The sequence below is a fragment of the Streptomyces sp. RLA012 genome (assembly GCF_056270325.1).
This window is the reverse complement of sequence record NZ_JBWDPA010000002.1, coordinates 6,817,876-6,832,292: the sequence shown is the minus strand read 5'-3', so window position 1 is coordinate 6,832,292 and position 14,417 is coordinate 6,817,876. Positions and strand designations below refer to the sequence as shown.

Annotated in this window: 12 protein-coding genes and 1 riboswitch; of the genes, 1 reads left to right on the top strand and 11 read right to left on the bottom strand. The window is 70.3% G+C overall.

Going from position 1 to position 14,417, the window contains the following annotated elements; translation table 11 throughout:
• Positions 1 to 354 precede the first annotated feature (354 nt).
• The 7 genes from RV986_RS31475 to RV986_RS31445 form a co-directional block, all read right to left on the bottom strand.
• On the bottom strand, positions 355 to 1,296 hold the full coding sequence (locus RV986_RS31475; protein WP_475920622.1) for a Ppx/GppA phosphatase family protein: 942 nt from the start codon (positions 1,294 to 1,296) through the stop codon (positions 355 to 357).
• A 404-nt stretch (positions 1,297 to 1,700) separates the two neighbouring features.
• Positions 1,701 to 2,237, bottom strand: coding sequence for a DUF501 domain-containing protein (locus RV986_RS31470; protein ID WP_475924500.1), 537 nt, complete (start codon positions 2,235 to 2,237; stop codon positions 1,701 to 1,703).
• A 51-nt stretch (positions 2,238 to 2,288) separates the two neighbouring features.
• Entirely contained in the window at positions 2,289 to 2,765 is a 477-nt protein-coding gene (locus RV986_RS31465; RefSeq protein WP_475920621.1) for an FtsB family cell division protein, read from the bottom strand.
• A 179-nt stretch (positions 2,766 to 2,944) separates the two neighbouring features.
• Complete coding sequence (eno, locus tag RV986_RS31460) at positions 2,945 to 4,240, bottom strand: phosphopyruvate hydratase (protein ID WP_475920620.1); 1,296 nt, start codon at positions 4,238 to 4,240, stop codon at positions 2,945 to 2,947.
• Positions 4,241 to 4,534: 294 nt separating this feature from the next.
• A complete protein-coding gene (locus RV986_RS31455; protein ID WP_475920619.1) occupies positions 4,535 to 5,266 on the bottom strand; it encodes a transglycosylase family protein in 732 nt (243 codons plus the stop codon).
• A 4-nt stretch (positions 5,267 to 5,270) separates the two neighbouring features.
• Positions 5,271 to 5,433: riboswitch (cyclic di-AMP (ydaO/yuaA leader) on the bottom strand.
• Positions 5,434 to 5,615: 182 nt separating this feature from the next.
• Positions 5,616 to 6,590 (bottom strand): LysM peptidoglycan-binding domain-containing protein, encoded by a 975-nt coding sequence (locus RV986_RS31450; RefSeq protein WP_475920618.1) that lies wholly within the window; start codon positions 6,588 to 6,590, stop codon positions 5,616 to 5,618.
• A gap of 177 nt (positions 6,591 to 6,767) precedes the next feature.
• Positions 6,768 to 8,045, bottom strand: coding sequence for a cytochrome P450 family protein (locus RV986_RS31445; RefSeq protein ID WP_475920617.1), 1,278 nt, complete (start codon positions 8,043 to 8,045; stop codon positions 6,768 to 6,770).
• Positions 8,046 to 8,959: 914 nt separating this feature from the next.
• Between RV986_RS31445 and RV986_RS31440 the strand changes: the two genes are divergently transcribed.
• Positions 8,960 to 10,168, top strand: coding sequence for a globin domain-containing protein (locus RV986_RS31440; RefSeq protein WP_475920616.1), 1,209 nt, complete (start codon positions 8,960 to 8,962; stop codon positions 10,166 to 10,168).
• 18 nt (positions 10,169 to 10,186) lie between these two features.
• Here the strand turns inward: RV986_RS31440 and RV986_RS31435 are convergent, their stop codons facing one another.
• From RV986_RS31435 to RV986_RS31420, 4 genes are all read right to left on the bottom strand, one after another.
• Positions 10,187 to 11,209, bottom strand: a complete 1,023-nt coding sequence (locus RV986_RS31435; RefSeq protein WP_475920615.1) for a nucleoside triphosphate pyrophosphohydrolase — start codon at positions 11,207 to 11,209, stop codon at positions 10,187 to 10,189.
• Positions 11,210 to 11,528: 319 nt separating this feature from the next.
• Positions 11,529 to 12,188, bottom strand: a complete 660-nt coding sequence (locus tag RV986_RS31430) for a SurA N-terminal domain-containing protein (RefSeq protein ID WP_475920614.1) — start codon at positions 12,186 to 12,188, stop codon at positions 11,529 to 11,531.
• A 260-nt stretch (positions 12,189 to 12,448) separates the two neighbouring features.
• Complete coding sequence (locus tag RV986_RS31425; RefSeq protein ID WP_475920613.1) at positions 12,449 to 13,054, bottom strand: hypothetical protein; 606 nt, start codon at positions 13,052 to 13,054, stop codon at positions 12,449 to 12,451.
• Between the two features lie 335 nt (positions 13,055 to 13,389).
• Complete coding sequence (locus RV986_RS31420) at positions 13,390 to 14,217, bottom strand: glycoside hydrolase domain-containing protein (protein WP_475920612.1); 828 nt, start codon at positions 14,215 to 14,217, stop codon at positions 13,390 to 13,392.
• Between the last annotated feature and the right edge of the window lie 200 nt (positions 14,218 to 14,417).

Sequence of the window (14,417 nt, the reverse complement as noted above, 5' to 3'; positions counted from 1 at the left end):
AGCTCCCGAAACGCTCCCTTGAGCAGCCTCCCGGGCCTGGTGAGCCCCCTGGGAGTACCCGAGCGGCCCCATCGTCCCCCGACAGGACCCAATTCCTTGTGAAGAACTTCACGAAGTTCTCCGGCGGTGTGTCGCCGAAAGGGTCCGTATGGCCCTGAGGGGCCGCTCATACGTTATCCGACCTGCTCAGGAGAGGCTACCAGCGGGTAGTAAGCCGCCCTCGGAGCCGACTCGGGGACGGCTTGAGATCGGCTCGGGGCTCGGCTCGGGGTCGGCTCAGGGCTCGGCTCGGGGTCGGCTCGGGGGCTTCTCAGCGGGCTCACACGCCGTCAGGAGGGGTACGGGCCCACGGAGTCAGGCGATGGACCAGGCGATGCCGTCCAGGATGTCGTGCTCGCTCACCACGACTTCCTCTGCGCCGATCCGCTCCATGATCGAGAGCAGTACGAGGGCACCGGCGGCGATGACGTCGACGCGCCCCGGGTGCATCGAGGGGATCGCGGCACGCTCGGCGTGGGTGGAGGCCAGCAGCCACTCGGTGATCTCGCGGACCTTCTCGTGGGAGACCCGGGAGTGGTGGATGGCGACCGAGTCGTACGCGGGGAGGTGCTGCGCGATGGCCGAGACCGTGGTGACCGAACCCGCGAGGCCGACCAGTGTGCGGGCATCGCGGAGCGGGACCGTGCGCTCCGCGAGGTCGAGGGCGGCCTCGATGTCGGCGCGGATGGCGTCGATCCGGGCGGGGGTCGGCGGGTCGCTGACGACCCCGTTCTGCACGAGGTGCCGCTCGGTCATCCGTACGCAGCCGATGTCCACGGAACGGGCGGCGCGTACGTGGTCCTCGCCGACGACGAGTTCGGTGGACCCGCCGCCGATGTCCACGACCAGGTACGGCTTGGCGAAGTCGTCCCGCCCCGTCAGTTCCCGGGTCGCCCCGGTGAAGGAGAACTCGGCCTCCTGGTCACCGGTGATGACCTCGGGCTCGACACCCAGGATGTCCAGCACGCCGCGAACGAACTCGTCCCGGTTCTCGGCGTCGCGGGAGGCGGAGGTGGCCACGAAGCGCAGGCGCTCCGCTCCGTGCTCCTTGATGATCGCCGCGTATTCGCGGCAGGCCGCGAAGGTGCGCTCCAGTGCGTCGGGGGCGAGGCGTCCGGTGCGGTCGACGCCCTGACCGAGCCGGACGATCGTCATCCGGCGGTCCAGGTCGACGAGTTCTCCCGTCGCCGGGTTCGCGTCGGCGACGAGGAGGCGGATGGAATTCGTACCGCAGTCGATGGCGGCGACCCTGGTCATGGGTGGTGGTCTCCTGTTGTGGATTCGGGCAACTCGGTTCGACGAGGTGCGACGGGGTCCCGAGACATCTCGCCCCCGCCGCCCCTACCCTCCCCCGAGCTCTCGGCTTCGCTCGAGCAGGGGGGACCCCCACCATCCTGCACCTGGGGGCTCCGCCCCCAGTCCCCCGCACCGGCCCGAACGGCCTCGTCCTCAAACGCCGGACAGGCTGAAGAACCGCGGTCCGGGGCAGGCGGGAAATCCGGGGCGCAGCCCCGGTCCCAGGGGCGCGAGGAACTGCGCGAGCAACCCCCACCACCCCGCAGCCGAGCGATCCGGGGCGCAGCCCCGGTCCCGGGGGCGCGAGGAACTGCGCGAGCAAGGCCCACCCACCCGCGGCCGACGACACAGCCCCCGGCGATGGATCACTCCTCGGAGGCAGCCACCCCCGGAGGGACGACGCACGCCCCCTTGCTCCACCACTCCGGCAACATCGCGATCGCCTCGTCGCCCAGCGGGTTCACCCCCGGCCCCGCGGCCAGCGAGTGCGCCACCAGCACATGCAGGCACTTCACCCGGTCCGGCATGCCACCGGCGCTCGGGAAACCCTCCAGCACCTCGATGGCATCGCGCCGCGCGATGTAGTCCTCGTGGGCGGCCCGGTACGCGGCGGCCAGCTCGGGATCGGTCGCGAGCCGGTCCGTCATCTCCTTCATGACGCCGTTGGCCTCCAGCGTGCCGATCGCGGAGGCCGCGCGCGGACACGTCAGGTAGTACGTCGTCGGGAACGGCGTACCGTCGGGAAGCCGGGGCGCCGTCTCCACCACGTCCGGCTGACCGCAGGGACAGCGGTGCGCGATCGCGCGCAGCCCGCGCGGCGGCCGGCCGAGTTGCTGCTTGAATGCCTCGACGTCCGCGTCGGTCGGCTCGGTGCGCGGGGTGGGCGGCGGGGGCGTTTCCATGCCTGTGCTCAAGTCTCTTTCTTCATTCACTTCACCGGTCGGATCTTCACGTCACCGGTCGGAGCGGTCCGACTTGTCGACGCCGTCCCAGACGTTGGCGTACCAGGGGCGGGCTGCCGCCCCCAGATCCGTACGCGACTGCTTCGCCGCGTCCGGGTCGATCACGATGTATCCGGTCTCGCCCGGCATCACGTAGTGCAGCCGTTCCCGGATCTGCTGCTTCGCGTACGCGTCGTCCTGCCAGCGCGCCTTCAGGTCACGCAGCTGTTCGACCCGCTCGCGGGCCTGCTCGCGCTGCCGCTCCAGTTCGGAGATCTCGGTGCGCTGGGACACGTACTGCCTTATCGGGTACGCGAGCGCCACGATCAGAGAACAGAGTACGAGAGCGAGCAGCGCGGCCCGGCCGGTCAGACGGGAGCGGCGGGCCTGGCGCTTGGTCTGTGAGCGGTAGACCCGGGCCGCGGTCTGCTCGCCGAGCAGCCGCAGCCTGGTCGCGGTGGAGAACCGGTCCCTGTCCTTCACGGCCATGAGTCCCGCCTCCCCAGTGGTACCAGCCCGTCACGTGCGTACGTCCCCGCACACGGTACGGGACCGAGTACGGGGACGTACGTACGACTGGCTAAGGCTTGACCCTCGGCGGGTGTCAGCCCTTGCTGTGCCTACTGGTTCGCAGAGCGCTGTGCCTACTGGTTCGCAGAGCGCTGTGCCTACTGGTTCGCAGAGCGAAACCGCGGGAAGGCGCTACGCCCCGCGTACACCGCGGCGTCGTCGAGGATCTCCTCGATGCGCAGCAGCTGGTTGTACTTGGCGACGCGGTCCGAGCGGGCCGGGGCGCCGGTCTTGATCTGGCCGCAGTTCACCGCGACGGCGAGGTCGGCGATGGTGACGTCCTCGGTCTCGCCGGAGCGGTGGGACATCATGCACTTGAAGCCGTTGCGCTGGGCCATCTCGACGGCGTCCAGGGTCTCGGTCAGCGAGCCGATCTGGTTGACCTTGACGAGCAGGGCGTTCGCGGAGCCCTCCTCGATGCCGCGGGCCAGGCGCTCCGGGTTGGTGACGAAGAGGTCGTCGCCGACGATCTGGACCTTGTCGCCGATCCGGTCGGTGATGACCTTCCAGCCGGCCCAGTCGTCCTCGTACAGCGGGTCCTCGATGGAGACCAGCGGGTACGCGGAGACGAGCTCCTCGTAGTACTCCGTCATCTCGGCGGCCGAGCGGGACTTGCCCTCGAACTCGTACTTGCCGTCCTTGTAGAACTCGGACGCGGCGACGTCGAGCGCGAGCGCGATCTGCTCGCCGGGGATGTAGCCGGCCTGCTGGATGGCCTCGACGATGAGGTCGAGCGCGGCACGGTTGGACTCCAGGTTCGGCGCGAAACCGCCCTCGTCGCCCAGGCCGGTGGACAGGCCCTTGGTCTTCAGCACCTTCTTGAGGGTGTGGTAGACCTCGGCGCCCCAGCGCAGCGCCTCGGAGAAGGACTCCGCGCCGATCGGGGCGATCATGAACTCCTGGATGTCCACGTTGGAGTCGGCGTGCGAGCCGCCGTTCAGGATGTTCATCATCGGAACGGGCAGCAGGTGCGCGTTCGGACCGCCGAGGTAGCGGAACAGGGGCAGGTCGCTGGCCTCGGAGGCGGCGTGCGCGACGGCGAGCGAGACGCCGAGGATGGCGTTGGCGCCGAGCGAGCCCTTGTTGTCGGTGGCGTCCAGGTCGAACATCGCCTGGTCGATCAGGCGCTGCTCGGTGGCGTCGTAGCCGACGAGCTCCGGGCCGATCTGCTCGATGACGGCGAGGACGGCCTTCTCGACACCCTTGCCGCCGTAACGGTTGGGGTCACCGTCACGCAGCTCGATGGCCTCGAAGGCACCCGTGGAGGCGCCGGACGGGACGGCGGCACGACCAGTGCTGCCGTCGTCGAGGCCGACCTCGACCTCGACCGTGGGGTTGCCTCGGGAGTCCAGGATTTCCCGGGCTACGACGACGTCGATGGACGGCACGAGCATCTCCTTCTGGGATGTGACGCGGGTACGCGAGACCTGTGATGGCTTCGCGACATGAGCCTAACCGCCTGAGGGGGATCGGCCAGCCGGTCGCCCACCTCTTGGGCAGAACTGAACGTACACATTGTTCCAGAACGGAACAAAAACGGAAACAAAAATCCCCGCTCCGGTGCGTACGGGGGAACGCGCACCGGAGCGGGGGCCCGTGGGGACGGGGGTGGTCCTCCTCGGTGTCTCCAGTGTGGAGACCCCTTCTATGCGGGACCTGTCATTCAGCTGAGGTGAAGCTGCCGATCATCAGCTGAGGTGGAGCTGCTGACCCGGGTAGATGAAGTCCGCGTCGTCGATGATGTCCTTGTTCAGCTTGAACAGCTGCTGCCAGCCGCCCTTGACCTTCTTCTTCTCGGCGATCGAGCTGAGGGTGTCGCCCTTGACGACCTTGTACTCGCCGTCACCCTTCTCGACCTTCTTGCCCGCCGGGGTGGGCACGGTCCTCTCGGCGGACGGACGCGACGCCGAACGGGAGGCCGCGGTGTCCGTCGAGCGGGTGGTGGTACTGGTGCTCGGCGAGCCGTTCGACGAGGAACCGTTCGACGAGGAGCCGTTCGAGTTCGAGGAGGACGAGTGCGACGGGGTGCTCGTGCCGCCGGTGTACGCGGCGCCCGACAGGCCCGTGCCACAGGTCGGCCAGGCGCCCTTGCCCTGCGCGGCGAGGACCTTCTCGCCGATGGCGATCTGCTCGGACCTGGAGGCCTGGTTGGCGGCGGAGGCGTACGCGGTGCCGCCGTACGCGGCCCAGGTGGAGGCCGAGAACTGCAGTCCGCCGTAGTAGCCGTTGCCGGTGTTGATGGACCAGTTGCCGCCGGACTCGCACTGGGCGACGGTGTCCCACTGGGAGGCGGTGGCGGCGGAGGCGTTGCCGGCCGCCATGAGCGGGGCGGCGATGGCGACACCGGTGACACCGGCGAGCGTGGCGACACGGGTGGTTTTGTTCGGGCGGCGGTGCTTGCCCTTGCTGGAAAACAGCATGGAGAGATCCCCTCACCGACGCCTGCGAGGTGAGCTGTCGGGTTCGGGCGGGTGAGTGCCCGGCCGTGCGCTCTGGGCGCACGGCTTCACCCCAAGCCGCTCCGGTCAACTACCGGGCGCGGCACTTACCTTGGGTCCCCCGCTCCTGCCTACGGCGCTGACGCGTCGACTGTTCCCGTACGGCCGCTGGCAGGATTCGGCGTTGCGACCGTCGGGGCCCGCTGAGGCGAGCGGTGTTGACCGTAAGCAGCCGATCGGCTGAATTCCAAAGACGATCAGGGTCTTTGAGATCCATCTCTCACTCGCACTAAACCGGACATTCTCCAGCGAACCATGACGCGAACTGCCCCTACTTTTCGCCCGATTCAGTACCAACTGCAAGGCTCTGACCGGGGCGGATGAGGTCCGGGTCGACGCCGACCGCCTTCTTGTTCTCGGCGTACAGCTCGGCCCATCCGCCTTCGAGGTCAAGGGCGTCGGCGATGGTCCACAGATTGTCTCCGGCGCGGACGACGTACGAGCCGTCGATGACATCGCGGGCGGTGCCGGTACCCCGAGAGGTGTGCCGGTCGGAGGAGTCGTCGGTACGGCCGTCCAGCGCGCTGTCGGTGGTGGCGTCGGTGGTGTCCTCGTCGGCGCTGCCGCCGCGGTGGCGCCCGGCGCCGGTCGTCGCGCTCTCGGTCGTGGCCGAAGAGTCGCCGCCCTGACCGGAGTTGTCCGAGGTGCCGCTCTTCGTCGTCGCCGTCCCGCTGCCGTCGGCCTTCGTCGTACCCTCGGTCGCATTCGCCGACGAACCGGACGAACCAGAGGAATCTGAGGAATCAGAGGAATCAGAGGAATCAGAGGAACTGGACGACTTCGTGGAATTCGACGAACCGGAGGAACTGGAGGAACTGGACGAACTGGAGGAGTCGTTCGCCACACCCGTGTCGACCGCGACCTCACCCGAGTTCCTGCTGAGTCCGGAGAGCGGTCCACAGGTGGGCCAGGCGACGAGACCCTTGGCGTCGAGGAGCTTCTCGGCGATGGCTATCTGCTGCGAGCGGCTGGCCTCGTCGGCACTCGGCGCATACATGAGGCCGCCGTACCTCTCCCAGTCCTTCTGGGTCATCTGCAGTCCGCCGTAATACCCGTTGCCGCTGTCGGCGCTCCACTGGCCGGCGCTCTCGCACTCCGCGACCCGGTCCCAGGTGGTGCCGTCGGCGGCGTTCGCGCTCGCGGCGCCGAGCAACGGGATCGCGATGGCGGATCCGGTCACTCCTGCCGCGACGATGAGGGCCGGAGCCTGACGGGGGCGACGATGGCGGCCGTTCCCGGAGAGCATGCGGAAACCTTTCGCGTGACAGCAGTTGACTACGCGACGAACGAGTCGCGTTGACGAGTGAACGTATCCGCACCCGAACACTTGTCACAAGTCGATGCAGCGTAGATCACGTGAAGATTACAGAGTTGAGGAAGTGTCAGCTTGGGCCGCCGGTCGGCGTATGGTCGTCGGCCGCCGCTACGCCCCGACCGGAGGTGTGAACTCCACCGGAAGCGTGCGCAATCCGCGCATAATGAGCCCGCCGCGCCAGCGCAAATCGGCTGGATCCCCCGCGAGTCGGAGGTCGGGGAGGCGGGTGAGCAGGGTGGCGAGCGCGGTCTGCCCTTCCAGACGGGCGAGCGGTGCGCCGAGGCAGTAGTGGATGCCGTGGCCGTAGCCGAGGTGCTGGTTGTCGCGGCGGGAGAGGTCGAGCGTGTCCGGCCGCTCGAACCGTGCGGGGTCACGGTCCGCCGCGGCGAGTACGACGAGGACGGGGTCGCCGGGCGCGATGTCCTGTCCGCCGATCCGGACGGCCTCGGTCGCGAACCGCCAGGTGGCCAGCTCCACGGGGCCGTCGTAGCGCAGGAGTTCCTCGACGCCGGTCTCCAGCAGGGCCGACTCGCCGGCGGCGAGAGAGGTCTGGAGGCGCTCGCGCTGCTCGGGGTGGGCGAGAAGGGCGTAGGTGCCGTTGCCGATCAGATTGACGGTCGTCTCGAACCCGGCGAAGAGCAGGATGAAGGCCATGGCGGCGGCCTCGTTCTCGCTGAGGTGCTCGCCGTGGTCGGAGGCGCGGATGAGGCCGGAGATCAGGTCTTCGCCCGGCGCGGGCGTGTCGGGGAGGCCCTCGCGCTTCTTGTGGATGAGTTCGAGGAGATACCCGCGCATCTTCTTCACGGACCGCGCGACCCCGCCCCGCGGCCCGCCGCCGTGCCGGATCATCATCCCCGCCCAGTCCCGGAAGTCGTCCTGGTCCTCGCGGGGGACGCCCAGCAGGTCGCAAATGGCGTAAATGGGAAGCGGGAAGGCGAACTCGTGGATCAGATCGGCGGAGCCCGTGTCCGCGAACTGGTCGATCAGGTGGTCCGCGAGCTCCTGCACGCGTGGCGTGAACTCGGCCACCCGGCGTGGTGTGAACGCCTTCGAGACCAGCCGTCGCAGCCGGGTGTGGTCCGGCGGGTCGATGTTCAGCAGATGCGTCATCAACTCGGCCTTGCGTTCGCCCGGGATACCCGTCTTTCCCTTCGCGTGGGCGGGTTCGTCGTGATGCGCCGGGTTCTTGCTGAGCCGGGCGTCGGCGAGCGCCTGCTTGGCATCCGCGTACCGGGTGACCAACCAGGCCTCCACCCCGCTGGGCAACCGCGTCCTGTGCACCGGGGCGTGCTCACGCAGCCAGGCGTACGCCGGGTAGGGATCGGTGGCGAACTCCCAGGTGAAGAGTTCCGGAACGGGGCTGAACGGCGGCGGTTGGTCGGTCACTCCCTGACGGTATCCGGAGGCCGGGGACACTGCGCCGCAGGGAGAAGCCGGTGCGCCAGGGCTAGCAGAACACGGCAAAGCCAGGGACCGACCGCCCCTGAGAGGCCGCGAGGCCGCGAGGCACGGTATGCAGAGGTCTGGCATGTCTTGGGCCCGGGGGGCCGGGAAGCCCGGGGGCCGAAGGTGCGGGGGCCGGACGCCCGGGAGCCGAAGGTGCGGGGGCCGGACGCCCGGGGATCGGGGCCCCGGAGGCCCGGACGCCCAGGGACCGGGGATTGAGGGCCGGAGGCCTGGAGGCCGGGGACGAGGCCGGGGACCGGAGGCCGGGGACGAGGCCGGGGACCGGAGGCCGGAGGCCCGACACCCGGGGGCGGTAGCCGGGGACCGGACACCCGAAGGCCTGGGACCGGGAGCCGGCCGCCCGAAGGCCTGGGCCGGAGACGGGGACCGGACGCCCTAAGGCCTGGGACCGGGGACCGGACAGCCGGAAGCCGGGGACCGGACAGCCGGGGACCGGGGACGGAGAACCGGGGACCGGACAGCCGGGGACCGGGGACGGAGAACCGGGGACCGGACAGCCGGGGACCGGACACCCTAAGGCCGGGGCCGGGCGCCGGGGCCGGGAGCCGGACATCCGGCGGCCTGGGACCGGGCGCCGGGCGCCCGCGCGTTGGGGGCGCCCGGTGGCTGTTTCGTCGTCAACTCGCCGGAGGCGCAGCGCACCAGAGGCCTTGTTCGGCACCCAACTGCTTCGGCGAGGGGCGGCGAAAACGGGTGCCTCGCGGGCACCTTGGGCGGTGGGCCCGCGGCCCGTCGGGGGGGGTGCGGCGCGGGAGTCGTACGCTTTGTTGTAGGCCGTCCGTAAATCGCCTCTGGGTTGACTCCATGGCTCGTCGCGTTCCTAAATTCGCGCCGTGGACCCCGACATACTCAGATCCAGCTTCGCGGTCGTAGAGAGACGGGCCGAGTTCGCGGTCAAGTACTTCTACTCGCATCTCTTCCGGCACAACCCGGACGTCCGCGGACTCTTCCCGCTGGACTTCCCGGAGGACATGGAGCGACAGCGGGACCGGTTGTTCGCGGCACTCACGTATGTGATGGAACGGCTGGAAGATCCCGCGCTGCCGGGGTACTTACGGGAACTGGGCCGCGACCACCGGAAGTACCTGGCCGAACCGGACCACTACGCGGCCGTGGGCGCGAGCCTGATCGCCGCGTTCGCCGCCGTCGTGGGCTCGGCGTGGACCGCGGAGGCCGAGAAGGCCTGGGCCGAGGCGTACGGGGCGATCGCCAACGTCATGCTCCAGGGCGCGTGGGAGGCGCAGCACGAGGGCGAACCGCCCTGGTGGGACGCCGAGGTCGTGTCCCGGACCCGGCACGGCGACAACCTCGTCGTACTGACCCTGCGCCCACGGCACCGACTCCGCTACTCCCCCGGCCAGTACGTCAGCGTCAACGCCCCCCATCTGCCGGGCATCTGGCGGCCCTACTCGATCGCCAACGCACCTCGCGCCGACCACACCGTCGACCTGCACATCAGCCGGGTCCAGGACGGGGTGCTGTCCACCGCCCTGGTCCGGCAGACCCGGGAGGGCGACGTCCTGCGGCTCGGCGCGCCCGGCGGCGGGCTGACCCTGCGGACGCCCGGGGAACGCCCGCCGACCTTCATCGCGGCCGGCACCGGCTGGGCTCCCGTCAAGGCACTGCTGGAGCAGCTCGACGACACGCACGAGGCCCGCCTGTTCCTGGTCGCCCGCGACACCGCGTACCTCTACGACCGGACGGCCGTGGAGCGGCTGCAGGCCCGGCTGCCGCGGCTCGCCGTCACGTTCATCACGCCCGCTCCCGGCCGCCCCAAGGCCGAGGCCACCGAGCGGCTGCTGACCGCCCTGGGCAACCGTGCCGGCTGGGCCCGCCACGACGTCTATCTGGCCGGTCCGCCCCAACTCGTCGAGGACGTCGTCGAGACCCTTCCCACCCTCGGTGCTCCGCCCGACCGCATCTTCCACGACCTCCTCCCGCCCACCGGCGAGGGCCGCCGCCCCCTGGGCGCGGCGGAGTGGCTCCTCGACCGCCCCCAGCCGAACTGGCACAACCCGGCGAGCCGCGCCCCCGGCACGTAACCCTTTCCCGGGGCTCCCTCAGTTCTCCTCCGAGTCCTCCTCCGAGTCCTCCTCTGCGTTCCCCTCCGTCGCGCGGATCGCGTCCCGGTACGCCCGTGCCGCCGCCCGGAGCGCCGCCTCGGGGTCGACTCCCTCGGCCTCCGCGCGCGCGGCCATGGCCAGCAGCTCGTACCCGACTCCTTCGCCGCGCGGCGGCTCGACCTCCAGCCCCGCCGTACGTACCCGCGAAGCCAGCTTCGCCGCGAGGGCCAGGCCCGGCTGGCCCAGCGGTATCCCCTCCGTCACGGAGGTTCGCTGCTTCTCCTCGGCCTTGGTGCGCAGCCAGTGCTCCTTGACCTCCTCGGGGGTCGTGGCCGTCTCCTCGCCGAACACGTGCGGGTGGCGGTGGATCAGCTTGGCAACGATGCCGCCCGCCACGTCGTCGATCGAGAAGGGAGTCTCCGGGTCCTCTTCCGCGATGCGGGCGTGGAAGACCACCTGGAGCAGAACGTCGCCGAGTTCTTCTCGGAGTTCGTCCCGGTCGCCCTCCTCGATCGCCTCGACGAGTTCGTACGCCTCCTCGATCCCGTACTTCGCCAGGCCCTTGTGCGTCTGCTGGGACGACCAGGGGCACTCGACGCGGATGCGGTCCATGACCTGCACCAGGTCGAGGAGGCGGGCGCCCGGCAGGTCGTACGAGGCGGGGAGCAGCTCCAGGTCGGGCATCTGTATCCGGCCGGAGCCGGCGAGTCGGGCCAGGCCGTCGGTGAGGCGCGGCTCGCCCTCGCCGGTGGCGACGACGACCACCGTGCCGCCGCCGGCGCAGGCGTCCACCAGATCCTGGGCGTCGGGGGAGGCCTCGTCGACGGCGATGCCCGCCTCACGCAGATAGGGCAGCTGTGGGTGCGCGCCGTCCGCGCACAGCACCTGATCGGCGGTGCGCAGCGTCTGCCAGGCGGGCCAGGACAGCAGCCCGGGCGCGACACGGTGGCTGGTGGTGAGCAGGACGATGCGGCCGGGGTCGGGGACCGGGGAAGCGGCGTCGGAGCTGGTTGCGTTCACCCCCCGAACGTAACCCACTCCGCCGACGCCCCCTGGAGTTATCCACAGGAGAACGGGCCGACGAACCGTTTATCCACAGACCTACTCATCCAAAGCCGTGTTTCATCCACAGCCCCGACCATCCACAGCCCTGACCGTCCACAGCCCCGACTGTCCACAGCCTTGATCATCCACACCCCCGACCGTCCGCGGCTTCACGCCGACCGCCGGTCGCCAGGCGCCGGTCGCCAGCCACCGGTCACCGGTTCCGCTTCATGCCGGTCACCGGTTCCGCTTCATGCCGGTCACCGGTTCCGCTTCATGCCGGTCGCCGGTTCCGCTACGCCGTCTGCTGCGTCCCGGTCGGCGTGACCTCCCGCAGCCACGGCGTCTTCACATCGACACGGCTGCTCTTCTGGACGTCCCAGGCGCCGTAACGCGGGTTGAGGTCGACGTTCAGCTTCTTGGAGGCCTCGGACATGGCCTTCCAGAAGGCGGCCTTGCCCTCGGTGGTGTTCATGTCGGCGCCGAGCGTGGCTGCCAGCTTCTGGGCCTCGATCTCGGTGCGGAGGTTGTCGTCGAGACGCCGCGGCGCGACCCCGTACTGCTGCAGCCAGGCGGTCTCCAGCGCCTGCGCGCCACCCGCCTGCCGCTCCAGTTCCTCCCGCATCTGCTGGGTGTCCTTGCGGGTGACGGTCACACCCGCGTCCTTGGCCGCCCGGTCGAGAATCCGGTCGAGAACCATGGTGTGCAGGGTGTCGCGGGTGAGGCTGCCGGTCTTGGCGATGGCCTGCTCGTACTGGGCCTCGTCCTTGACGGCGGCCCGCTGCGCCGAGCGCACCTCGTTCACCCGGCTCTCCAGCTGTGCGACCGTGATCCGCTGACCACCGACGACGGCCGCGGCGCCTGGGTGCGCCTCGCCGCCGCACGCGGAGAGAAGGGGGGCCGCGGCGACGATCACGGCGGATAGGACGAACGCGGTGCGACGGCGGCGGTGCAAGGAAACCTCCCGAGGAGATTGTGCGACGGTGCACAAAGTCTTGCGGTGATCGATGGTAGGCAGTGGCCCGGCTCTCGGCCAGCCATTCGACCAACGATTCGCGGAGACTTCAGGTACCGCCGCGGCTCCTGTGTCGCGCGGGACAGCCACCGTCCACTCGTACGACCGACCGTCGGCCCACTCGTACGACCCATGGTCGGCCCACTCGTACGACCGACGGCCGGCCGCGCGCAGGCGCGTCTCGTTCGGCTGGCCGCCGACTAGCCGCGCGCGTGCACCTCGCGTTCGACGGCCCTGGCGACCTCGGTGCGCAGGCCGTCGCCGGTGCGGGCCACGATGATGTTCTTGCCGGTCGTCGGGACGGTCCCGGCGTCCCCCACCAGTACGAAGTCGACCTCCTGGTAGCGCGGTGCGGTCTGCGCGGCGACCGTGACCTCGGGTTTTCCCGCCGCCAGGACCACGTCGCAGGAGCGCTTCAGCAGACCGTCGAGGTACGGCCTCGCGTTGGCCGTGGACTGCTCGCCGGTCACCGGTACGTAGCTCACGCGCGCGTGGGTCTTGAGGGACGCGTCCCGCATGCCCTTCCAGACCTCGGCCGCGGTGGTCCCGGCCGTGATCCCCTCCTTGCCGGTCAGCAGGCAGGCGTCGACGTGCTTGTAGTGCCGGGCCCGGGTGTCGGGCAGCCGCCGGCCGGTGTCGCCGCCACGGGAGAGGAGGTATCCGGTGACGGCCACGGCGCCCGCCACGGTGACGGCACCCGCCACCATCGCAACCCCTCGGGCGCCCAGCACCCGCGGCCACTGGAGCACGGCCCGCGCGGCGGCTGCGAGCCACGACCCCCGCACGGCGTCACGTGCCGTCTTCACGCGCCGCGCCCACGGCACCTGCCCGACCCGCCTGGCCACTGGATGTCTCGTACTTTCCGTCTAGCGGTCGCCGCGTGGCTGTCGACGGCCGGCCGGGACCGGGCGGAACGCCCCTAAGGCACTCCGGTCCACCCGGCCTTCCCTCCGGCCTTCTCTCCGCGGGGCGGTCATGAAGGACGGAGGATCCACGAGGGACGGAGCGGTCACAGGGGACGGAGCGGGGCGGAGCGGCCCGGGGCCGACGACGGGAACCGCCGCGCCCCCGGCCCGTACGGTCATGGGCCGCGGTATGCGCACCGACGGGATGCTCATGCCCCACTCCTTCGTCGGCCGGCTCAGCCGGTGATGGCGACCGGTGCGTCCCAGGCGTCGCGGTCCACGGTGATCGTGTAACCGCCGCGGACCTCCTTGCTGTTGACCATGTACTGGTGGGCGCGGCTGTGGTTGGTCCACCGGTCGGCGGCGAACGGCCAGTCCGAGGTGGTCGTGTTCTGTGCGTCCCACAGGGCGTACCAGAGGTTGCCCGGCAGATCCGTGCGGTCGGTGGCGTCGGCGACGGCCTTCGCGCTGGAGCTGCGGAAGCCGTAGAACCCGGACCGGTACGTCTTGGCCTTCAGTGTCTTGTCGAAGGCGCGTATGTACGTCAGCGTGGCCTTGTTGCACGCCGTGTTCGTGATGTCGTACGACTCCATGTCCAGGTAGATCGGGCTGCCCGCCTTCATCCCCAGCGCGGACGCCTTGGCCACGGCGTCCGCGGCGTCGGTGGCGCCGAGCGAGGCGGCGTTGGTGGCGGTGAGCTTCTCGGGGTTGGAACCCGTCTGGCACGACGGCTGGGCACCGACGTACAGCGGGATGAGTTTCCAGCCCAGCGCGCTGACCGACTTCACCCAGGACGCGGTGAGGTTGGGCTGGCTGCACCCGCGGTTCTTGCCGCCGATGTACACGGCGGCCGCCCCGTAGAAACCGGTGTGCCAGGCCTTCATCGCGGCCGCCGAGGGCGCGGCGCAGGTGTCGAAGGCACGACCGGTGAACGTCCGCTGCGCGGGCCAGGTGGTCGCCGCCATCGACGTCTGCGCCGCGATCCCGGCTCCGGCGACCACGGCCACGCCGGCCGTCGCCCAAGCGATGTAACGGCCCTTCTTGGACATCCGATGGCTGGACATCCCCACCCCATTCCTGACACGCGTACGGCGCGGCGCGCGAACGCGCGACAAGCGGCACGCGAGGCGCGCGGCGTACGACCCAAAGACGAACCAACGACGAATCAAAGACGACCGGGCCCCGGATGGCGCCCATTCCCCGTCCACCTGCGAAAGGTGTCCGGGCCCCCGGCGCCCGGGGCGGATCGCACCGTAACCGACGC